Below are 21014 nucleotides of genomic sequence, written 5' to 3'. Positions count from 1 at the left end.
ACTATCTTTTCCTTGTCATGCTATAAATTCTTATTATAAATTCATTCCTTAACAAAACTAATATTACATAGTTAAAAACAAAAAACAAAAAACTACTTATAAAAAATGGCAAACCAAGCATTCTAATCATAGCAAAAGAGGCGCCCGCTGCCAACAAATACTTCATAAACTCAAAAAGTATATTTTTATAGCTTAAATGCAAATTCTCTTTATAATGAATTATCGGCAGATTTAGGGCTATAATAACACCAGTTGAAACAAGAGTTGCCAAAGCTATACCTACTATACCATACTTACTTATCCAAAGATAATTTAAGATAAAATTTATTATCACCCCTATTAATGATAAACAAATAACATAAGTATATTTTTCCAAAGACTGATATAAACTTTGAAATAGACCATTAACAAGACTTAAAAATAACAATGGCGATAATATCACAATAATAGAACTTGTTATCTCTATGGAGTTTTTATCAAATTTTCCACCTCCATAAATTATCGAGATAAACTCTTTTGAATAAAAAAGCAAATATACAATGACAGGCAATGTTAAAAATATATAAAGCTTAATTGCAAGAGTAAACACTGCCGCCTTGTCCTCTTTTTCTGAAAATTTTGTGATATAGACATAAGCAAAGTCAAAGACAAAACCCATACCAGAAATAAGTATAGAAGCGTAAACTAACGCGCTTATTGCTCCATTATCAAGCAAGGAAGCAAATCTCTTATCCACCACCCTATATAGTTGCAGCACTAAAAACCAAAGCGAAAGTTTAGCAATATTTTTATATATATTTTTCATATATGGTGTAAAAATCGAGCCACTAAATCCAATTATTTTGATCTTAATAGCAAAATAAAGTGCAAAAAATATAGTAACAACATATGCGACACTCAAAGATAATGGAATGATGACAATATCACTACTCATAAAAATAATAAGATACGCAACAGAGAATATAGCGATTAAAAAATCTAAAAAGTTAGAAATAGAAAATAAATTTAGTGATCTAAAAAAAGATATAAGAGCAAAATATGGCAAATAAACTATATTCATGGGCAAAAAGTATTTAAAAATTTCATAAGACAAGGCACTTTTCTTATCATCGAAACCTGGCGCTAAAATAGATACTAGATCATAAAAAAATATATATTGAAAAACTATAATAATCGCTGCCAAAACTAAAGAAAAGACAAATATAGAACCACTTAGCTTTTTAAATGCTGTAAAAGATTTTTTTCTAGATTTTACCAGCATAGGTATCCCAACTACAGAAAAAACATGTCCTAATACAAACATAGATACATCAAGTATCGTTAAAGCCATATTGTAAGCATCCATTTGCATGCTTGTACCAAACAAAAATGCAAACAAGAGGTATTTTCCGTACCCTATACCTTTTGAAAATATCTGGTACAACAAAGTATTGATCAAACTCTTTTCTATAGAAGAAGCAAACATTATATTAGTTCACCTTTAGAGATGCCTTTTATATAAAAAGAGATAGCTTTTAGTGTATTATCTAAATTTGCGTCCATCAATGCAACCGGTCTTGGCTGATAGTAGTATTGAGCTGGCTGCTCTATATAAAAATCAAATAGCACACTATATAAATCTGCAATAACTAAATCTATATTATTTTCTCTATCGTTGTTTATAATGGCCTTTAAATCACTTGACATGCTTCTAAAAGAGTCAAATCCAAACTGATCTTGATAAAAAAATGTTTTTCCAAACTGAAAGACTGGTTTATTGCGCAGCATTGCCTCTAGTAGTGCTGTGCCGGTCACAGAGCATACTATTATAGAGCTATCTATCAAGTCGTTACTTGATATGGCTAACGAAGAGATCTCTACACCTGGTTTACAAGAAAGAATTTTATAGAATTTTTCACTTCTCTCTCCAGCAAAAATCGGGTGCTCTTTGACAACAACCTTAATATCTGGTGTTATATTCATAAGTAATAGATCTATGACTCGCATCTGATCTACAAAGTATGGCTCTAAATTATTGATTGAAGATTCTGGGGTTACTTGTAACGGGAAATATATAAACTTCTTTGGCAACATCTCTATAGTTTTTACTGTTACATATTTTTCATAAATGTACTTTCTTGAGCGCCTATATTTATTTAGTAGGCCCAAAAACCGCATTCTAAACCTAACTATAAAAGACATATCTTCTTTTAAATAGTGTTTTTCGTAAATAAATTTATTTTTTAAAAATGATATTAGCTTTTCTAGGTTAGTTCTACCATATTTTGATATTTTATGGTCATATTCCGCTTGGTTAAATTCAAGTGTAACCTCATAGGCTTTTTTATTAGAATTTTTTATTTTTGCGATAAAGTCACTAACCCCGTCATTGTTTGTAGCGGTACTTTTATAGTACTCTTCATTAATATTTTTTGCAAAAAAAGATCCACCAATGCTTCTTGCATTGACATAGTAAAGTACCTTTATGTTTAGCTCTTTACACAAGGCAAGAAGTATCATTCCCTCCACAAATTCAACATCAGGAAATACAATGTAATCGATATCATTATTTATCAAATACTCTTTCCAAATTTTATAAATTACTGACACATTTTTCATCTGATAAGAAGATGGCTTGGTAAAATAAGCATGCTTATCTGTCAATATATCTCTATATAAGCTGCCGCAATAGCCATCAAGGTTGTAGGTAAAATTTTCATCAGACATATATTCATTAAAATTTTCAAATAAATAACATATATTTTTATTGAATATATTTTTTTTCAAGTGTGACAAATATATATTTGTATTTGTCAATACAAACCAATTAACTTCATCATTTTCTATACAAAATTTATTCTTTTTAGCATAGTCAATTAGTTCATTAAAAAATATACAATAGACACCAGGAGAAAAAAGAGCTATATTCAAATTTCACCCCTTGATATAAAATCAAAATTAACACCAGAGCTCAGGGCCAACTTGGTTAACATATCCGCATCTAGTCTTCTAAAATTACTATTCATTACCCTATTTAGCGTTAAATCATTTAAAAACAGATAATCTACTCCGGTTTCTAAACATAGTTGTTGATTTTTAACTTCATGCACAATACCTAAAGTATATTTTTGAAATAATATCCCCAAAAGTATGCCATGAAATCTCATGCTTAAAACATAATCAAGACTATTGAAATGTTCGAAAAGATTAACAATATTTAAATTTACTATCTCAATATCTTCATGATGCATTAGTCGCTCATAAAATAAATTATCCGCTTTATCTGTATTAATTTGAAATGATAAAAGTTTTATTTTAAAACCATTTTTGATATAGGCGTTTAGTATATTATTAAGCTCAGGTATATAATTTTCACCATATTTATCAGAATAATCAATTAAGGATATGCCGATTGTTTTATGCTCACGATTAACACCATCATCATTCAAAATACTCTTACTCCAAAAGGAACCAAAAACTAGATCTTGCGTCAATATAACATTAGCTGTTGTACTTAATTTTTTTGCTATTTGAAAAGACAAAGCATCTCTACAATAGACAAAATGAGAATTTGATAATATTTTTTTCATTGCCAGTATAGAAAAAAAACTGCTTAAAATATCTATCCCTATACCGATCAAAACAACCTTTTTTCCAATACTTTTTGCATATGATACAAAAAATGATAAATATATCATCAAAAAACTAGCCTTATTACTATCCATAAAAATCGTTCCGCCACCGAGCAAAAAAACGTCGCATTCATCGATATATTTTTTAAAGGCACTAAAAAAACTCCAAAATTTTAGTACTTTATTTTTTGAACTATATAATATATCTCTTATATTTGAGTAGTATACATTTGGATACTCTTTTAAGCTATTTGAACTTTTATTCAAGATAGTGAAATCAGCATCCATATCTTTTTCTTTTATACGGTTTATAATAGTATCCAGCAACAGATCATCGCCCAGATTGTTGTATCCATAATATCCGTATATTAAATATTTCATTTAACACCTTTAAAATATATGCTCTCTATAAATTTATATGAAAACATGGCAATCAAAATAGATATCAAAGTAACAAAAATTATTTTAAGAGCAACGAAGTCTTCAGTAAAATTTTTTGTTATAAAATAAAACAAACTATATCCAATTGGTGCATGTGCCAAATATAAAGAGTACGATATATTACCAAAAAATATCAATATACGATTTGTGCAATTAAAATAAAAACAAAAAGCAAAAATTAGAGTACACATAACAGCACTAAGGAAGGAGCTTAAGTCTCTAAAAATATATACTGAGACCAAAATAGCAAAATAACAAACCAATAAAATACCGATCTTTATTTTATTTGTCACATACTTATAAAAAAGAATACCTATAAAAAAAAGCAAAAGCCAAGTAAGAAACCAGCTCCCGCTACCAGTAAAAAACAACTTAGTATAGTTTACCAGCAGCAAAAGTAGTAGCAAATACTCTATCTTTAAAAATTTAAAATACCTAGAAAGAAGAAAAAAAACAAAAATAATAAAATAAAATCTAACCTCAACCAGTAAAGACCAATAGACATTATTCATATAGGGAGCATTTAAAAAATCTTTGATAAAAAAAATATTTGCAAATATATCACGCATACCGTAAACTGGATAGAAATTAAAAAAAAATGCTATGTTTTTTCCACGATCTATAGATGCGTAGATCAAATAGCCACTTAGATAAAAAAATAAAATTACTCCAGTATTTCCAAAAAAAGAGAAATTTAAAGATGTATTTCCTAGCATGGTAGTCGAATAATCATCAAAAACAACACTATTTGTTAAAAAATGAGCTGCCAAAACAAATAAGATCGCCATTCCTCTCATGGTATCAAATGATAAATTTCTATTCACCAACAATACTCACAAATTTATTTACAACGTCATTAATGTCGTATACATTACCATACTCTTGGCTAAGACCCCAATCACTACATAGATAATCAGCTATCTTATCAGTTTCGCTTAAATCAAAATAAGCAAGTCCATTTTCTTCAGCCACTCTTTTGCTTGCTCCATCCGGGGATATAACCATAATAGGTGTTTTAGAACCAATGTAATCTACAAGCTTTGATGGAAAAAATATGCTCTTATGCTCGCTTGGAGCATCTATCAAAACCAACAAATCAGCGCCAACCATCAACTCTAAACTTTTAAGGTAACATACGCTTCCTTTAAATGATATGTACTCCGATATGTCATATTTTTTTAATAAATTTGTTATAGATCTACCAAAACCATATATCTCAAAAATAAAATCTATATTCTTTCCGTCTTCTTTTAGCTTGTACATTGCCTTATATAGCGGCTCTGGTGTTCTGGCACCATAAAAACCACCGATATATCGCACTATCTTTTTACTACCAGATACATTATCTTTTCTTGGAAATAGACTAGGATCATTTGAATGCTCCAAAAGATAGAATTTGCTAGATAGATATGGGTATTTGCTAGTATAAAATTCTCGTGTCTCTATGGAAGTAAATATGATCTTATCGGCAGCATAAAAACATTCTTTTTCTAAAGCAACATTTTTTTGATTTATGCCTTTGCTGTAGCCATTATAAATATTATCAGTCCATGGATCAGACTGATGTGCCACCCACTTACATTTAAAATATTCTTTTAATTGCCTGCCAAGTATATTTGTGGACAGAGGAAAAGAAAATGTTAGTATTAGGTCAAAATCACCACTTTTAAATTTATAAGACAAGCTTTGATATGCTTTTTTATGCCATTTTTTATATTCATCTGGTGTCTTATAGATACTTGGAATGACTTTGCTAATAAAATATTTGACGTATTTATTTTTTACCACGTCATCTACGTATATGACCTCTTTTATTTTATCAAAAATATCTGGGTATAAACTATTATCTATCAAGGCGTTCTTTAAATTTGCAGTTACTACAGTTATTTCATATTGCTCTGATAACGAAAAATACCTCAGTAATCTTCCTATTTGTATGGCTTGCGGAGAATTAAATGGGGGCAAGAAATAAGATATAAAAAGTACTTTTTTCACAAAAGAGACTCAATGATTTCATAAATTTTATTAGATGTTTTTCCGTCACCGTAAGGATTTTTTAAATTTTTAAATTTGTTATATTCATCAACATTTTCTACAAGCTTACAAACCTCATCTGCGATCCCAGTGGTGCCAACAAGCCTCACAGTTCCGGCCTCTACAGCCTCTGGTCTTTCTGTATTGTTACGCATAACTAAAACAGGCTTGCCAAAACTTGGCGCCTCCTCTTGTATGCCACCGCTATCAGTCAAAATAATATATGCCTTTGACATGAGATATACGAAGCTTTCGTATTTAAGTGGCTCTATTAAATAAACATTTTTTATATCTGATAATATTTTTTTAGCTGGCTCGCATATATTTGGATTAAGATGCAACGGATAAACAAAATCCATATCACTACTATATTTAATAGCTAATTCTTTTATTGAATTGCATATATTCAAAAAATTATCACCAAAATTTTCTCTACGATGGCCAGTTATAAGAATAAATTTTCTTTCACTTGGCGTGTAATCTAAGCAAGGAGTTGTCTTTTTTAGCTTATCTAGTGTAAAAAATAGTGCGTCTATTACACTATTGCCTACTACAAAAACATTATCCTCATCTATATTTTCTCTTAATAAATTTTGCTTAGCCAGCAAAGTCGGTGCAAAATGATACTTTGCTATTTTGGACGTTAGCTGTCTGTTGACCTCTTCAGGAAATGGAGAATAAATATCATAAGTTCTAAGTCCAGCCTCTATATGGGCAATATCTATCCTTTTGTAAAATGATGCTAATGATGCAGCAAAAGAAGTAGTTGTATCACCATGAACAAATACTAAATTTGGCATAAATTCATCTAGTATACTTGATACTCCTAGTAAAATTTTTGATGTTAGCTCGTCTAGTATTTGATTTTGCCGCATAAGGTCTAGGTCATAGTCTGCTTTAACCCCAAAAAAGGACATTACATCGTCAAGCATTTTTCTATGTTGTGCAGTTATGCATATTTTTATATCAAATTTATTATATTTCTTAAAAAAAATATATATTGGTAAGATCTTAATGGCTTCTGGTCTAGTACCAATAATAAATAATATTTTTTTCATTTTTATAATTCTCTTACCACTATTTCTCTGAAGCTATCTATATCTTTTAAGAGTAAATTTTTATCAAAGTACATTACACCTCGAAATAGTGGCACCATTTTTGTACCCATACCCCTTTTAAAATGTGCTATATTTATCTGTTTTTCGTCTAAATAATCTAAAAATCCATCCACTAAGTTATACCCTGCAGGCTGAGAGTACTCCATATGCTTAAAACCCATATCATGAAAATACTCAGTAGCTTTTTGCAAAATGGCGTGATATATAGGAATTTTCATATTTGTAAATTCTGGATCATCTGCGCCGCTCATATATACAACAACTTCGCTTGCATGTAAAAAATAGCAAAGACCTATAAATTGGCCTTTATATCTTAATCCTATAATAGTAGCATTGCCATTTTGTAGCATTTCATACTGCTTATCAAAGGTTGTTTTAGGTCTTGTCTCTCTACCTGCGGCCTTTTTGTGAAGCTCTCTATATGCCTCATGGATTTCATAGCTTGGATTTTCTTTAGATACTACAACAAAGTCATATTCACTATTTTTAAAAATTGCATTTATGGATGATTTGTATCGTTTTCTTAGCCTCGTCCACAAAGCGCTTTTTTCACCACAAAGATCAATCACGCAGTTGCTGCCAGTAGCATCTATAAAGCCATATTTGATAAGATAGTTATATTTATTAAAAAACTCCATAACCAAAGAGTCCAAATAAAACATTATCTTGCCAACATTATAATTTTTACTTATCTCAAAAATTTCTTTAAAAACTATGTCATAAACCCTATCGCTTATAGCAAGCGGAGCAACTGTAAAATATCCAGATAAAGATATAGAGACAACGCCATTTACTTGCTCTACTGGCAAAAAACAAATTCCAACAGACTTGTTGCTCTCAACAACCACAAAGCTTTCATCGCTAAGTATATCTTTGGAATAAAATTTCATATAGTCCAGATATGAGTTTAGATATCTTGGGCTGTGAATATTTTCTGAGATATATTCCTGCCATCTAGCTTCAAAATTCTCACGATCCTCTTTATAGCACACTATCATATGCTAAATCCATCATCAACTACGATATTTTGACCATTTACATATCTACTCATATCGCTAAGTAGATATACCAAGGTACCTTTTAAGTCACTATTGCTTAGCATGCCCTTGTTTAGGCACTGATCTTTATATTTTTCCAAAAACGGCTCTGGCTGGTTATCAAATATACCGCCAGGACTTAGCGCATTTACCTTGATGTTCATCCCTTTAAAATACTTTGCCATATATTTAGTAAGGTGTATAAGTCCTGATTTTATGGCAGCATATTCAACCGGCATAGTCATTGTTGTGTTGTTATATATTTCAAATTTTGGAGCAACCACGCCATAGATTGAGCATATATTTATGATATTTCCATATCCTTGCTCTTTAAAATATCTTGCAAACTGCTGAGATGCGGCAAAATAACCACCCAAATTTAGCCCCAAATTTTCTATAAAGTCACTATACTCAACATCAAAAAAGTGCCTTCCATAGTTCTTGTTTCGAGGGTACGCATTATTTACTAATACATCTATCCTTTTATACTTATCATGCAAATATTTTATACAAGCTTCCAAAGAGTCTTTAGACGTGATGTCGAGTTTTACAAAGTCTATATTTTTTGAATTTAGCTCTTTAGATAGCGCCTCTTTTGCCTCTTGTCCTATTTTTTCATTTATATCAGCGATAATAGCTATGCCGTTGTTTTCAACAATGGCTTTTATAAATTCTTTACCAATAAGTCCAGCTCCACCAGTAACTACAACTACTTTATCTTTTAACACTGCTGTTCCTTATATAAATTTTACTTTTTAGTTAAATTTTCTAAACACTGGCTTGATAGGGCTACCTACTAAATATCTTTCATATCCCTCATCAACTGCCTTTCTATAAACTTCAAAAGTTTTTTCTAGTGCGTTTTTTGTCTTTGCAAGTTCATTTTCTCCGTGAGCATAAGAAAGTGCCACCCAAGGAATAAGCACACCATTTTTGATCATTTCTTGAGAAAAAAGAGTTCTTAGCCCTAAAGAATTTTGACCATTTTTATCAAAGGTCAAATAGTACGGACTACACTCTATACCACCTGCTACGAAATTTCTTTCGATTTCATATTTTTTTGCGAGCTCATTTATCATCGTGATTAGTTTTGTGCCATAGTCCCAAATATACTCGACCACATTATGCTCTTTCATAAATCTCATAGCCGCAACAAATGCGCCCAAACCACTCATCTCTGCACCATGTGTTGTTGATAGCAAAAAGACTCTCTCTCTGCCTTCAAATTCTATACTGCCAAGCTGCATTATCTCTCTTTTTCCAGCAATAGCCGCAACTGAAAATCCATTTGCCATTGCCTTTCCAAAAGTGCACAAATCAGGCTTAATGTCGTAATAATATTGAGCCCCTTTTAAATGCCATCTAAAGCCAGTTATCATCTCATCAAGTATAAATACTGCTCCATTTTTATGACATAGATCTCTTACTTTATGTAAAAAGTTATCTTTTGGATGCTCTGTTGTCGCTGGCTCTAAAATCACACAAGCTATTTGATTAGGAAATTCATCAAAAAGCCTCTCTAGGCTTTCAATGTTGTTATAGCCAAACGTTTTTGTACCTTCAGTATCCTTTTGCGGTATACCCTTGGTAAGTTGCGTAGAGCCAATAAACCAGTCATCATAGCTAAAAAATGGATGCTCTGCGCATCTTGCAACCAGCTCCCTTCCATTGTATGCTCTACTAAGTTTAATAGCTGCTGTTGTTGCTGTTGAGCCATTTTTAGTAAATTTAACCATATCAACACTATCTATCATATCTATTAATAATTCAGCAGCCTCTAGCTCAATCATGCTAGGCTTAGTTAGATTGTTTCCAAATTCTATTTGCTCGATCGCAGCTTTGTTTATTTCTTCATTCGCATAGCCTAAATTTACAGCCCTAAGCGCCATTCCATAGTCCAAAAATTCTCTATCATTTTCGTCATATACATATGCGCCTTTGCCTCTTTTTAAAATTTGTGGGGCATTGGCTGGATACTGGTCAAACCCTCTGCTATAAGTATGGGCACCGCCTGGTATTGCTTTTAATAATCTATCTTGATAAGTCATTTTTTATAACCTTTATAATTCATTATCGCTTCAACCATAACAAAATCTTCAATATCATCTATCTCTAGCGATTTGTATTTTGGAACTTCATAGCCTATGGTGTTGTCGTGATAAAATGTTTTTTTATCAAGCAAAACATCTGTCTTAGAAACGTAGATGGTTCCTTCAAAAAAATAAACATCTTTTATATCTTGCCTTCTTAAAACTCTCATATCTTTATTTTCATATCCAGAAATTAAGCCATTTTCATTTTTTGAGACCAAAAAAGCTGGATTTTGACTCTCTGTTTTGCAAATTCCAACAATCGAATCAGCTTTTGACTCTAGTAAAATTTCAATAGCCATATCTATATCACAAACTTCTCTCAAAGGCGATGTAGGCTCTAATAAAACAATATAGTCAAACTCTTTTTTTAATTCATTTTTATAATAATCTATAGTATGTTTTACGGTATCAAAGGTTGTAGCTGTGTCACTAGCCAACCCACTTGGTCTTAAAAAGGGGACACTTGCGCCATACTTTTTAGAAATTTCTGCAATCTTCTCATCATCAGTGCTAGTCATTACCTCATCGACATATTTACTTTTTAGTCCAGCCTCTATACTCCATGCAACAAGTGGCTTTCCACATAATTCCTTAATATTTTTACCAGGTAGCCCTTTGCTGCCACCTCTTGCCGGTATAATCGCTAAAAAACTATTGTTTTTATACATTAAAAAACTTCTTTATATTCTTCATTTGCTTTTTGGTATTCTTCAATACGTCCGATATCAAGCCAATATTCTCTGATCGGAAATGATATAACATTTTTACTTAATTTTATTAGCTTTTCAAACAGCGTAGGCATATCATAAAACTCATTTTGTGGTATTAGATCTAAAATTTCAGGCGAGAGCATATATATCCCAGCACTTACGAAAAATTTCTGCACCGGTTTTTCTGAGATCTCTACTATCTTGTTGTCATTCATTTTTACAACGCCATAAGGCACTTCGTAGTCATACTCTCTTACACACATTGTAGCCGTCGCTTTATTTAGTGTGTGGTAGTTAAAAATATGCTCGAAATTTACATTTGTAAGAAGATCGCCATTCATTACAAAAAATGGTTCGTTTGGTCGCTCTTTAAGTAGACTTAAAGCACCTGCTGTACCCATTCTTTTTTGCTCTAAAATGTAGTCGATGTTTACTCCAAATTCTTTGCCGTCACCAAAATAGTCCTTGATGATGTCTGCATTAAAATTTACACACATCGTGATATTTACAAAGCCATACTCTGCAAATTTCTCAACTATCGTTTGAAGTATCGGCTTGTTTCCGACCTTTAGCATCGGCTTTGGAGTATCTTGCGTAAGTGGTCTAAGTCTAGTACCAAGACCTCCTACCATTAAAATGACTTTGTTTGTCTTGATCTTTGGCTCAACAAGCTCTTCTATCTCTTTTAAGTCTAATACTATTCCGTTATCATCTACTATTGGTATCTGGTGAAGTTTTTTGGATAATGCTATCTTTAAAATTTCTTCTTTTGTGTTAGAAATTTTTGCAACAGCCGGCTCTTTATAAACGATCGTCTCTATAAAGCTGTCAAGGTCTAGCCCTCTTAATATACCTCTTCTTATATCGCCGTCAGTCAGTGTTCCAAGAAGCTTATCATTACCATCAACAACTAAAGCTATCTGCATAGCTCCGCTATCTATAATCCCCAAGGCTTCCTTTATAGTGGCATTTTGTTTTAGCTTTATACTTTCTATGTTTTTCATAAAATTTCCTTTAAAAGCATAAAACTTTCAGCATATTCACACCCACAAGTTGCCCCCCTTAAGACAGCTAAAGCTCTTATATTCTTTTCACTTCTTGGAAATGGATGCTCAGCAACTTCGCTCTTAAAAATTTTCATAATTTCTATTTTTTTTTCAAAATATTCACTTATATCAACAAATGAATTCGGTATAAAAGAATCTTCTTTTGTGCTAGGCGCAAATTCAGTTTCACTTAATGTCTCCATCATATATATCTTTTTGATAAATGGATATCTAAATACCTTTGTACAACTATAGCTCGCTTCAAAAATTTTCCTATGGTCGCTATGCACGTCACCTCTAAATGGAAGGTATATGATGTTTGGCTTTACCTCGTTTATTACCTTTGAGACTTTGCCTATAAGCTCGCTCATACTATACTCATCTACTCGCATTGTCTTAAGCCCCAAACTAAAAACACCATCAAATTTATAAACGTCTGAAGCTTGTTTTATCTCATTTTCCCTAGTAGTATAATAGTCGCTACCCTCATCTATTTTTGTACAAATAAGCCAATAAATTTTATCTCCATTATGCTTGTGTTTAAGTAGCGTACCACCACAACCTAATGTCTCATCGTCTGGATGAACAGCTACTACAAGAATTTTGTTTTTCATATATATTCTCCGACTTTAGGTAGTTCTTTAAAATCATGGTCTATAATTTTGATTGCCTTATCGTATGTTTTTACTACAATACTCTTGCCATCATTCTCTAGAACTTTACCAAATTCAATATTATTTTGGTCAAATTCCACTTCCTCTGCCTTCCATATAGATATATCTTGCCCATTATATTCCACATGAGCTCCAACGTAAGGTTTTGTTAACGCCCGAACAAGATTATATATCGCCCTAGATGTCATTCTAAAGTCAATTTTTCCATCTACCTTACCTCTTTTTCTCCATACATTAGCCAAATCATTATTTTGTTTGATTGTTTTAAAACTATTGTTTTGTAGCTTTGGCAAAAAGGTTTCTATTTGCTTTAGTGCAACATTTGAAACTTTATTATATAGGCTTTTTGCATCATCTTCGTATAAAATTTCGATCTTTTCTTGGGACAATATATCCCCATCATCTGCACCTTCTGTCATGAAAAAGAATGTAGAGCCACTGTCATTAAGTCCAAGAGCCAAAGCCCAAATAAGCGGGTGTCTACCTCTATTTTTTGGCAGCAAAGCTGGATGATATCCAACAACTCCCATTTTTGGTAAACCGAGTAAATCCTTTTTTATTAAATTTGACCAGCCAAAGCAAAATATAATATCCGGACTTAAACTTCTTATCCAAGCAATATTTTCATTAGAATTTATATCATCTATATATTTAAACGGAATACCTGCCTTCTTGCAAAGTGGAGTTAAATCCGCAAAATCAGAGTTAAAATCAGATTTTTTTTTGGTGCAAATTCCAACTATTTCCGCGTTTAGTTCGATAAGCTTTTTTAAAGCTTTATATGAAAACTCGACAGTACCTATAAATAAAATTTTCATAAATCAACCTTTAAATCATAAAATGATTTCTTCAAAATATTTGTTAAATCCACTTTTTTTATAACTTCTATTATTTTTTTACTAGCACACCCATTGCCATACGGATTTACTACACTTTTTAAAACATATTGAAATTCGCAAGAATATACCTTATTAAAAGCTTCTAAAATAGAATTTTTATCGGGCTTGCAGTCAATTACGCTAGACGCCTTTATGCGTCCCTTTTGTCTATCTCCGATATTTACGGTAGCTATCTTAAAGCTAGGAGCTTCCGCAAGCCCGCTAGAGCTATTTCCAACCACTGCATCTACATACTGAAGAGCACTCAAGTATCTTAATTGTCCAAGAGAAGTGAAACAAACTGATTTATCTTGGTTATTAGATACATATCTGTCAATCATTAAATTTATAATTCTTCCATCTGTGTCACTATTTGCCTTCGTAAATATAATATTTGTATTTTCTAGCTCATCTATAGCATTTAATAACGCTTGAAATTGCTCTTCCGCAGTATCATCTTCCAAAGTAACAGGATGAAAAGTAACTAATATATTTTTTTTATTTAACTTAAAATTTATTGACTCTTCAAACTCTTTTTTATTTAGGAGTTTTAGTCTTTTTACATTTTCTACTCCCATGCCACCTACATTATAAACTCTATCTGGATGCTCACCAAGCTGGATTACCCTATTTTTATATTCATTGGTTGCAGTAAAATGCAAATGGCTCATTTTCGTAATGCTATGCCTTATTGCTTCGTCTATTAATCCCTCGGTTGCTTCTCCGCCGTGTATATGAGCGATTGGAATTCTAGCTATCATTGCAGCACTGGTTGCACTAAATATTTCATATCTATCACCAAGCACAACAACAATATCTGGATTAAGCTCTTCATAAGCTTCACTAAAAGATATCTGAGCTAGCCCCATTGATTTTGAAATCCCTATAGATGTATCCGATGACAAAAGAATTTCAACCTTTTTATCTATATTAAATTCTTTTTCAATCTCTTTGTATGTGAGCCCAAATTCAGGACTTAGATGCATACCAGTAACAATAAGCTGAAGCTCGAGCTCGCTATCCGCTTTTATTTCTTTTAGAAGCCAATAAAGCAAGCCATACTCTGCTCTCGTGCTTGTTACTACACAAATTTTTCTCATATCATATCATCTTGCTTGTAATCTTTTTGTGAAATTTGCCCGATTACTTCATCCCATCTCATAGGATTTATGCCATCCCCTGGACGTTTTACACAGATATTTTGTTCGCTAAAAATTTCGCCTTTTTTTATATCACACTTTGCTACGATCGACTTTCTAGCTATTTTTATATTTTCTCTCTCACTTTTGCTAAAGTGCTTAAGTCCGTCTCCAAGCGCTAGTTCTATATTTCTAATAGCTCTAACCATCGCCACTAGCTCATCTGGCTCAAGGCTAGCCTTATGATCAGGTCCAGGCATGCTCTTATCAAGCGTAAAATGCTTTTCTATGATCTTTGCACCCATGGCAACCGCTGCAATATCGACCTCAATGCCAAGCGTATGATCACTATATCCGACCTCAAGCTCAAAGGCATTTTTTAGAGTTATCATCGCCTTTAAATTTACATCCTCCATCGGCGTTGGATACTGCGTATTTGCATGAAGAAGGCTTATATTTTCACGTTTCGCGCCGCTTTTTACAAGTACTTCTATCGCGGCTTCCACCTCGCCTAAATTTGCCATGCCAGTTGAGAGAATGATCTTTTTATTTAAGCCGCCTATCTGCCTAAGATAAGGTAAATTTGTTATCTCGCCACTAGGGATTTTAAATATACTAAGCCCAAGCTCATCAAGAAGCTTTATACTATCAGTATCAAAAGGGGTTGAGAGAAACGTGATATTTTTTTCTTTGCAGTAGGCTATGAGCTCTTTATGCATATCCTCATTTAATTCAAGCTTTTTTATCATCTCAAACTGGCTTTCATTTTTATCAGTAGTTTGTTTTTGATAGTTAGCTTTTTGTGCGTTTTTTGAAACTAGGTTTTGAGCTTTAAAGGTTTGAAATTTTACCGCGTTAGCACCAGCTCTGGCTGCTACATCGATCAGTTTTTTGGCTAAATTTATATCACCATTGTGATTTACTCCAGCCTCAGCTATGATAAAAACCCTATTTGACATCAAAATTCCTTTAAAATTCTAGTTTTATACCTTTATAAAAGCGTTTTGCTCCAAGCTTCTCATCACGCTAGTTCCGCCACCTATGATAGAATTTTTACCTATCACTATATACTCTTTGCTAGTTGCATTGCTACCAAAGAATGTCCCATCCTGCACGACAACGCCGCCATTTACCACACTTGCTGTTGAGATATGGCAGTGATCGCCGATAGTTGCGTCATGCTCAACAAGTGCTTTTGTGTTTATGATGCAGTTTTTGCCGACACTTGCACCAGCGTTGATCAAGGCATGATGCATCACAACCGTTCCCTCACCTACACTTGCGTGCTTTGAGATATACGCAAGTGGCGAGACTATGGTTGGAAGTATAAAACCTATCTCTTTTAGTAGCGCAAACAGCCTTTTTCTAGGCTCGCTACTTTTTATCTGCCCAACCGTCACCACAGCATTTTTGCATGATTTAAAAACCTTAACCAGATCATCATCGCTACCGATGATCTCATAGCCAAGCACCTTTTTGCCAATATTTTCTGTCGTATCTATGATACCAATTATATTAAATTTAGCTTCGCTCTCGATGACATCTATCACACTTTTACAGTGCCCACCGCCACCTACTAAAACTATATCTTGCACGACTAAACTCTTGCGCTGCTTGGGATATTTACTATCCTATCGCTTAAAAATTTAGCATTTTTTAGCTCGTCTCTTTGGCAGTCCTTAAACATATCAAGCTCATTCATGAGCTGCCAGATAGGACGCGTAAAAACGCCATTTTCATTACTAAATTTCAAAAACTCATCTCGTTTTTCATGACTTTCAAAGAGCACTGCGTTTAGCCAAAAATTTGACCTAGCGTCCGCTGGTTCATCTATAAATTTCACATCATCAAATTTAGAAAAATACTCTTTATAGATCATCGCAAGTTCGCGTTTGCTCTTTAAAAATAGCTCCAAATTTTCAAGCTGTGCCACAAGCAGAGCTGCATTTAAATTTGGCAAGCGGTAGTTGTAGCCGATCTCGCTGTGACGATACTCAAAAGGATGTGGCACCTTGGCCGTTGTGGTGATAAATTTGGCGTGCTTTGCTATCTCCTCATCGTTTGTGATGATAGCTCCGCCACCTCCACTTGTGACGATCTTATTGCCATTAAAACTCATCGCTGCAAGCTTGCCAAAATTCCCTGTATGAGTGCCTTTGTAGTAGCTACCAAGGCTCTCGGCACAGTCTTCTACCAAAACGATATTCCAACGCTTGCAAATTTTAGCTATCTCATCTATCTTACAAGGTAGTCCAAAAGTATGCATAGGCACGCAAGCACGCACTATCCTGCCGCTAGTTTTATTTACACATTTGCCGCCTTTTAGCTTGCAGTTTTTCTCTAAAAACTCGCTAAGCGCTGCTGGCGACATACCAAGCGTGTCAAGGTCGACATCCACAAAAACTGGCTTTGCAAAAAGGTAGCTAATGGCATTGCAAGTGGCTATAAAGGTAACTGGCTGTGTGATCACTTCGTCATCTTGGCCAACACCAGCTAGCTTTAAGCAGATATGAAGCGCAGAGGTGCCATTTGTCGTAGCAACTGCGAATTTAGCACCAACCATTTGAGCTAGCTTACTCTCAAGCTCATCTACAAATTTACCGACACTTGAGACGAAACTAGAGTCGATGCACTCAAGTAGATATTTTTTCTCATTGCCTATAAATTTAGGCTCGTGAAGCGGGACTTTATCCTTGCCAAAGGTGCTTTTTATAAATTTCAAAACCTCGTCAAAATCACATTTTCTCATCGAGATACTTTCCTGTTTCTTTATGCATAAAATTCGGTATAAGCTCGAAAACTTCGCGCAAAATGTCCTCTTTGCTCCATGTCAAGCTTGATTTTAAATTTAAGATATTGTTTTTAAAAATTTCTAGCTTTTTGCTGTCAAAATTTGCATCATTTTTGACTATGCCGATATTTTGAAGTCTTTGCATGTCAAGTCTTTCGCCGTCAACGAAAAACTCCTCATAGTCCTTCTCTCCAGTCGTGTCACTAGGCGCAAAAAGGCAAGGGTAAAAGCCATCTTTTGGAAGCTCTTTTGCAAGCTTTCTGGCCTCCTCCTCATTTTCACATAAAAATGGCTCGTATCCTAAATTAGCCAAGTAGCGCTTGGCTATCTCGCTAAATGTTATAAGGTCTAAATTTTCATCTAGTTTTGGGAAAAATATATCTCTATTTTCACCAAAAATGGTACTTAAAAGACAAAGCTCGCCGCTCTCTTTTGGCGTTAGGAAGTAGCGCCTGACGTCGTTTGGGGCGACTATAGGCTGAAATTTTTCTATGCGCTTTTGAAATCCAAAAAGAAGTGAGCCGTCGCTAAATGCCACGTTTGCAAACCTAGCCATTGAGACGTCGATATTTAAAGAGTGCCTAAACGCAAACATCTCCATGATGCGCTTGCTAGCTCCCATTAAATTTACAGGATTTGCGGCCTTATCGGTGCTAACGCAAAAGTATTTTTTTGACTTCATACTAAAGGCTTGAGCCAGCGTTTTGTCAGTGTTAAGGATATTTGTTTCAAGCATCCTCATGAGTGTAAATGGATCTTTTTCACTTCTAACATGCTTTAGCGCTGATAAATTTAACACGTAGTCAAATCCACCACTTTGTGCCAAAAGTGCGTCAAACTCGGCACTTGCAACATCTATGGCAAAAGTTTTAAAGTCACCATTTATATATCCAAACTCACTTCTTATGTCACGCACTAGCTCAACAAGGTTGTTTTCAGAGATATCAACGACGTAGAGTTTTTCGGGGTCTCTTATAAAGATCTCTTTTGTCACGGCAGAGCCTATAGATCCTGCCCCACCGATAACTAGAAAGCTTGAGCTTGAGACTATCTCTTTTAGGTCTTTATCAAGTGCATTTATGTCATCTTCAAAGAGATTTTTCGTGCGTCCTATTAGGCTTAAGATATCCATTATTGCTTCACTATCAGAATATCTTCTCTTGTGTTGTTCATAGGAAGACCACTAAGCTGCTCAAGCAAATAAGACTCACAGCCCATAGAGCGGTACCTTTGGAGTATGGAAAAAATTACACTGTCGTCTATACAAAGTGACTCTAGTTTATTCCAACAAATATTTGGAAAAGTTTTAGACGATGACCACTTCATGTGAGAGTCACGACCAGCCTCTGATGATAAAAAACGTTTCTTTTTGCTTATATTAGGAATATCGCCGATCAATAGCCCCCCACTCTTTAAGAGCTCTACGCAAGTATCTAAAAATTTTAAATAATTAGCATGATATACGACATAATGCAAAACAGAGTAAACAATAATATAGTCCACTTTTGAGTATAAGCTTTCATAGCCATAATCACATGGAAATTCATGAGCGATTTTAATAATAAATGGCTCATTTGACAAATTATCTAACATTTCTTTTGAATCAATTAAATATAGAGTAAAACTATTTTTTTTAGCATATTCTATAAGAGACTTTACAGGACTAGAACAACCACATCCTATGTCCATTATGATTTTAGTTTTTTCATTGTCTGGTTTAATGTTTAACTTTTGTAAAATATCTGGAAATATATTTTCTTCGGTGCCTTTTCTGTAAATATCAGGAAAGCCAACCTTTTCATTATCATTTAATGAATTGTCCGAAGCCATGTTCTTAAAATCATCAAAACTAAGCATTTTACATCCTATCTTTAGCCGTAATTCCCATTATATTAAATGCTGTTTTTATCGAGATAGCGACAACTGCAAAAACTTTTAGTAAGCTATCTTCGTTTTCATTTCCAACCACACGGTTTTCATTATAAAATTTATGAAAGCTAGCAGCCAGCGACTTCAAATAGTCTGGTATCTTTTGAAGCTGCCTTGAGATAAAAGCATCTTCTAAAATTTCAGGCAAGATTAGCGCTTCGAAAAGTAAATTTTTGGCATTTTCATCTAGGCATTCAAAGTCCGCATTTATCACGTCATTAACGCTTTTTTCAGCCTTTGTAAAAATTTGATTTATCCTAGCGTGAGCGTAGTTTATATAAAAGATAGGATTTGAGCTATCCTCTTTTTTAAGCTCATCTACGTCAAATTCCAAACTACTCGTATTTGCCTTGCTTATAAAGATAAATCTAAGCGCCTCAGCACCGATCTCACTTACGATATCGCTCATCAGCACGGCATTACCAGCGCGCTTGCTCATCTTGTACGGCTTACCATCTTTTAGCAGACTAACCATCTGCATAAGTATTACTTCAAGCTTATTTTCATCGTATCCAAGGAAATTTATCGCAGCCTTTAGCCTTGCGATATATCCGTGGTGGTCAGCACCCCAAATGTTTATATAATGATCAAAATTTTTCTCAAATTTAGCGTTATGATAGATGATGTCGCCAGCTAGATATGTTGGTCTGCCGTCATTTCTAACCACAACCCTATCGTTATCATCACCAAGCGTGGTTGAAGCGATATAAGTAGCGCCCTCTTTTTCATACATTTGATTTGAACGTTTTAGTTTGTTTATAGTTGGCTCTAGGCCGTCATAAAGAGCCTTTTCACTAGCCCAGCTCTCTATAAATATCCCAACGTCCGCCAAATCTTTTTTGATGATCTCAAGTACGATATCCTTGCCAAACTCGGCAAGTTCGAGGTTTCTACTCTTATCATAAAAAATTTCCTTGCCAAATTTCTCATTTACAAGCTTAGCAATATCTAAAATATAATCCCCGCGGTAGTATTTCTCTGGATATACAACACTTTCGTTAAAAAGCTGCTCTTTTGCCGCAAGCGATATCGAAGTGCCAAGCAGATCGATTTGATTACCGGCGTCGTTTATGTAGTATTCTGTTGAGATAGCGTAGCCAAGTCTTTTGCCAAGTCTTGCCAAAGTATCGCCGTAAACTGCACCTCTAACGTGTCCGATGTGAAGTGGCCCAGTTGGATTTGCGCTAATGTATTCTATTAAATAGCTATCTTTTTTCACATCTTCTTTTGCAAAATTTTCGCTGTCTAGCAAAATTTGCTTTGAAATTTCATCTAAAAACTCGCTTTTTAGCTTGAAATTTAAGTAGCCATTTACTGCACTAGCTTCAACTATTTTGCTATCACTAAATTTATCGGCAAACTCGCTAGCTATCATAGATGGAGACTTTCTTAACTCCTTTGCTAGGCTAAAAAGTGGCGTAGCATAATGGGCTAAATTTTTATCTTTTGGCTTTTCAAGCACAAATTCACGCTCTAAAACCTTTGAAATTTCAGCTTTTATTTTATTTTTCAA

20 protein-coding genes are annotated in these 21014 nt (G+C 33.8%); all 20 read right to left on the bottom strand.

Annotated features, from left to right (window positions below; genetic code table 11):
- Window position 1: 1 nt before the first annotated feature.
- The 20 genes from CVT05_RS01065 to argS are packed head-to-tail and all read right to left on the bottom strand — an operon-like array spanning window position 2 to window position 21014.
- The gene (locus tag CVT05_RS01065; protein WP_107697513.1) at window positions 2-1465 is read right to left on the bottom strand and encodes a lipid II flippase MurJ; all 1464 of its coding nucleotides are present in this window, start codon (window positions 1463-1465) and stop codon (window positions 2-4) included.
- The gene (locus tag CVT05_RS01060; protein WP_107697512.1) at window positions 1465-2910 is read right to left on the bottom strand and encodes a hypothetical protein; all 1446 of its coding nucleotides are present in this window, start codon (window positions 2908-2910) and stop codon (window positions 1465-1467) included. The genes CVT05_RS01065 and CVT05_RS01060 overlap by 1 nt, the downstream gene beginning before the upstream one ends.
- On the bottom strand, window positions 2907-3992 hold the full coding sequence (locus tag CVT05_RS01055) for a polysaccharide pyruvyl transferase family protein (RefSeq protein ID WP_107697511.1): 1086 nt from the start codon (window positions 3990-3992) through the stop codon (window positions 2907-2909). Before CVT05_RS01055 ends, CVT05_RS01060 begins: the two co-directional genes overlap by 4 nt.
- Window positions 3989-4876 carry an acyltransferase family protein gene (locus CVT05_RS01050; RefSeq protein WP_159071210.1) on the bottom strand — a complete coding sequence of 296 codons (888 nt, stop codon included), beginning with the start codon at window positions 4874-4876 and terminating at the stop codon, window positions 3989-3991. Before CVT05_RS01050 ends, CVT05_RS01055 begins: the two co-directional genes overlap by 4 nt.
- Window positions 4869-6047, bottom strand: a complete 1179-nt coding sequence (locus tag CVT05_RS01045) for a hypothetical protein (RefSeq protein ID WP_159071209.1) — start codon at window positions 6045-6047, stop codon at window positions 4869-4871. Before CVT05_RS01045 ends, CVT05_RS01050 begins: the two co-directional genes overlap by 8 nt.
- Window positions 6044-7144 (bottom strand): non-hydrolyzing UDP-N-acetylglucosamine 2-epimerase, encoded by a 1101-nt coding sequence (wecB, locus tag CVT05_RS01040; protein ID WP_107697508.1) that lies wholly within the window; start codon window positions 7142-7144, stop codon window positions 6044-6046. Before wecB ends, CVT05_RS01045 begins: the two co-directional genes overlap by 4 nt.
- 2 nt (window positions 7145-7146) lie before the next feature.
- Complete coding sequence (locus tag CVT05_RS01035; protein WP_107697507.1) at window positions 7147-8202, bottom strand: GNAT family N-acetyltransferase; 1056 nt, start codon at window positions 8200-8202, stop codon at window positions 7147-7149.
- On the bottom strand, window positions 8199-8969 hold the full coding sequence (locus CVT05_RS01030) for an oxidoreductase (protein WP_107697506.1): 771 nt from the start codon (window positions 8967-8969) through the stop codon (window positions 8199-8201). The genes CVT05_RS01035 and CVT05_RS01030 overlap by 4 nt, the downstream gene beginning before the upstream one ends.
- 27 nt (window positions 8970-8996) lie before the next feature.
- The gene (locus tag CVT05_RS01025; protein ID WP_107697505.1) at window positions 8997-10289 is read right to left on the bottom strand and encodes a glutamate-1-semialdehyde 2,1-aminomutase; all 1293 of its coding nucleotides are present in this window, start codon (window positions 10287-10289) and stop codon (window positions 8997-8999) included.
- Window positions 10286-11002, bottom strand: coding sequence for a cytidylyltransferase domain-containing protein (locus CVT05_RS01020; protein ID WP_107697504.1), 717 nt, complete (start codon window positions 11000-11002; stop codon window positions 10286-10288). Before CVT05_RS01020 ends, CVT05_RS01025 begins: the two co-directional genes overlap by 4 nt.
- The gene (locus CVT05_RS01015; protein ID WP_107697503.1) at window positions 11002-12048 is read right to left on the bottom strand and encodes a nucleotidyltransferase family protein; all 1047 of its coding nucleotides are present in this window, start codon (window positions 12046-12048) and stop codon (window positions 11002-11004) included. The genes CVT05_RS01020 and CVT05_RS01015 overlap by 1 nt, the downstream gene beginning before the upstream one ends.
- Window positions 12045-12704, bottom strand: coding sequence for a PIG-L deacetylase family protein (locus CVT05_RS01010; RefSeq protein ID WP_107697502.1), 660 nt, complete (start codon window positions 12702-12704; stop codon window positions 12045-12047). The genes CVT05_RS01015 and CVT05_RS01010 overlap by 4 nt, the downstream gene beginning before the upstream one ends.
- Window positions 12701-13582 (bottom strand): formyltransferase family protein, encoded by an 882-nt coding sequence (locus CVT05_RS01005; RefSeq protein ID WP_107697501.1) that lies wholly within the window; start codon window positions 13580-13582, stop codon window positions 12701-12703. Before CVT05_RS01005 ends, CVT05_RS01010 begins: the two co-directional genes overlap by 4 nt.
- Window positions 13579-14742 carry a UDP-N-acetylglucosamine 2-epimerase gene (neuC, locus tag CVT05_RS01000; RefSeq protein ID WP_107697500.1) on the bottom strand — a complete coding sequence of 388 codons (1164 nt, stop codon included), beginning with the start codon at window positions 14740-14742 and terminating at the stop codon, window positions 13579-13581. Before neuC ends, CVT05_RS01005 begins: the two co-directional genes overlap by 4 nt.
- Window positions 14739-15740 carry an N-acetylneuraminate synthase gene (neuB, locus tag CVT05_RS00995; RefSeq protein ID WP_107697499.1) on the bottom strand — a complete coding sequence of 334 codons (1002 nt, stop codon included), beginning with the start codon at window positions 15738-15740 and terminating at the stop codon, window positions 14739-14741. The genes neuC and neuB overlap by 4 nt, the downstream gene beginning before the upstream one ends.
- 24 nt (window positions 15741-15764) lie before the next feature.
- Window positions 15765-16376 carry an acetyltransferase gene (locus CVT05_RS00990; protein WP_107697498.1) on the bottom strand — a complete coding sequence of 204 codons (612 nt, stop codon included), beginning with the start codon at window positions 16374-16376 and terminating at the stop codon, window positions 15765-15767.
- A gap of 2 nt (window positions 16377-16378) precedes the next feature.
- Window positions 16379-17530: a LegC family aminotransferase gene (locus CVT05_RS00985; protein ID WP_107697497.1), complete on the bottom strand. Its 1152-nt coding sequence runs from the start codon at window positions 17528-17530 to the stop codon at window positions 16379-16381.
- On the bottom strand, window positions 17517-18704 hold the full coding sequence (locus tag CVT05_RS00980) for a UDP-N-acetylglucosamine 4,6-dehydratase (protein ID WP_320205010.1): 1188 nt from the start codon (window positions 18702-18704) through the stop codon (window positions 17517-17519). The genes CVT05_RS00985 and CVT05_RS00980 overlap by 14 nt, the downstream gene beginning before the upstream one ends.
- Window positions 18704-19429, bottom strand: coding sequence for a class I SAM-dependent methyltransferase (locus tag CVT05_RS00975; protein ID WP_107697495.1), 726 nt, complete (start codon window positions 19427-19429; stop codon window positions 18704-18706). Before CVT05_RS00975 ends, CVT05_RS00980 begins: the two co-directional genes overlap by 1 nt.
- 1 nt (window position 19430) lies before the next feature.
- Window positions 19431-21014 carry an arginine--tRNA ligase gene (gene argS, locus CVT05_RS00970; RefSeq protein WP_107697494.1) on the bottom strand — a complete coding sequence of 528 codons (1584 nt, stop codon included), beginning with the start codon at window positions 21012-21014 and terminating at the stop codon, window positions 19431-19433.

It is taken from the genome of Campylobacter concisus, from assembly GCF_003049705.1.
Lineage (GTDB): Bacteria > Campylobacterota > Campylobacteria > Campylobacterales > Campylobacteraceae > Campylobacter_A > Campylobacter_A concisus_AR.
Note: the sequence above shows the minus strand (reverse complement) of the source record. Positions and strands in the feature narration are given on the sequence as shown.